The organism is Parafrankia soli (genome assembly GCF_001854695.1).
Lineage (GTDB): Bacteria > Actinomycetota > Actinomycetes > Frankiales > Frankiaceae > Parafrankia > Parafrankia soli.
In genome coordinates this window covers 1-1587 of record NZ_MAXA01000163.1, presented here as the reverse complement: position 1 = coordinate 1587, position 1587 = coordinate 1, and the positions used below count along the sequence as shown (strand labels likewise).

The 1587-nt window shown below is 63.7% G+C and carries 2 protein-coding genes; both read left to right on the top strand.

From position 1 onward, the window contains the following. Positions 1–251: 251 nt before the first annotated feature. Positions 252–809 (top strand): nuclear transport factor 2 family protein, encoded by a 558-nt coding sequence (locus tag BBK14_RS14000; protein WP_071062663.1) that lies wholly within the window; start codon positions 252–254, stop codon positions 807–809. Positions 810–852: 43 nt separating this feature from the next. Then, complete coding sequence (locus BBK14_RS13995) at positions 853–1425, top strand: carboxymuconolactone decarboxylase family protein (protein ID WP_071062665.1); 573 nt, start codon at positions 853–855, stop codon at positions 1423–1425. Positions 1426–1587 lie beyond the last annotated feature (162 nt).

Below are 1587 nucleotides of genomic sequence, written 5' to 3'. Positions count from 1 at the left end.
CCCTTACAGGCTGACATGTCCACGGGGAGCACCGGTGCGGCCAACCGACCTCGATACACGGCCGCCGAGTGGTCGAAGTCAGACGCACAGGGGCGTAACTCAGGGCAGCCGGGTTTGACCAGCCCCCGCCAGGACGTTATACAGACGTACAGCCACAGCTGGTGCCTCGCCTGGCTCCGAGGTCGGAGACGGTGGGCTCCGAGGCTTCACCGGTCGATGGCACGTGACTGCTACGACGAGGGAGGACCATCATGTCCATCGAGGATGAGCTCAAGGAACTTCGTCGTGAGCTCCGGTACGTCACGGACCGCATTGCGATTCTCGACTGCGTCATGAAGCAGTCGCGCGGTCACGACCGTCACGATATCGAGCTGATGACGAGCGTTTACCACGACGATGGAGTCGACGAGCACGGGCCTGTCGTGAAGCTTGGCCCCGACTACGGCGAGTACGCCAACCAGGCTCACTCATCAGTCTTTGTCGATCACCTGCACAACATCACCACACATACCTGCGAGATCGACGGYGACGAGGCGCACTGCGAAAGCTACGTCATTGGTGCCATGCGTTCCCGTGACGGCAAGAGCGTGCACCTCTTCGGAGGCCGATACCTCGATCGCGTCGAGCGGCGGGACGGCGAGTGGAAGATCGCTCTGCGCCGGTGCACCCTTGAGTGGACGATGAACGGCGACACGTCACTCCTCTCCTCCGGCGCGTTYGCCGGCTTCATCAAGGGCACGTGGGACAAGAACGATCCGTCGTACGCGCGGCCCTTGGACCTGGAGAAGACCTCGGTCGAGAAGTGGTGAGGATGACAGGCCCGGTGCATCATCGACGGAAGGAACGATGAACATGGCACGAATCGAGCCGCTCCCCGCCAAGAAATGGCCGGCTGAGATGAGGGAAGCGTTTGCCGCCCTGGTGCCGCCCGCGCCCCGCCACACGCGGTCCATCCAAGAGGGCGCACCGAAGGCCCGCAACGCCCTCGGGACGTTCGCGCACCATCCAGACCTGGCGCGGGCGTTCTTCACCCTCAACGGTCATGTGCTGCTGGCGACCACCCTCGCCCAGCGACAGACAGAACTGCTGGTCCTGCGAGTTGCGGCGCGCCGCAAATGTGACTACGTGTGGGCGCAGCACGTCCTCGTCGGTCGCGACGCCGGGCTGACCGACGAGGAGATCGACAAGGTTACGCGGGGGCCAGCCGAACCATCTTGGAGCCCGCTCGACGCCGCGCTGCTGCGCGCCGTTGACGAGCTGCTCGACGACGGCGCAATCGGTGACGAGACGTGGGCCGCGCTGACCGCCGCACTCGACACCCAACAGCTCATGGACCTCATCTTCACAGTCGGAGCCTTCGAGGCATCCGTCTTCCTGATGAACTCCTTCGCGTTCGACCTCGACGACGACCTACGACCCACCTGATCAAGCAACAGGTGGGTCTGTCGCGTCGAAGCCGTCGGAGCAGGACGTGGTTACGGCGGTTTCATATGGATCTGGCGCTGATCTTGTGATCGAACTGGCCCGGTAATGATCGACTGTTGCGGGCGGGCTGCGATCATCGGGCTGGTGTGAGCTCCTTGACCT

What these genes read in the sequence shown, in the direction of transcription:
- BBK14_RS13995 (WP_071062665.1), top strand. Translation starts at nt 853, where the DNA reads ATGGCACGAATCGAGCCGCTCCCCGCCAAGAAATGGCCGGCTGAGATG.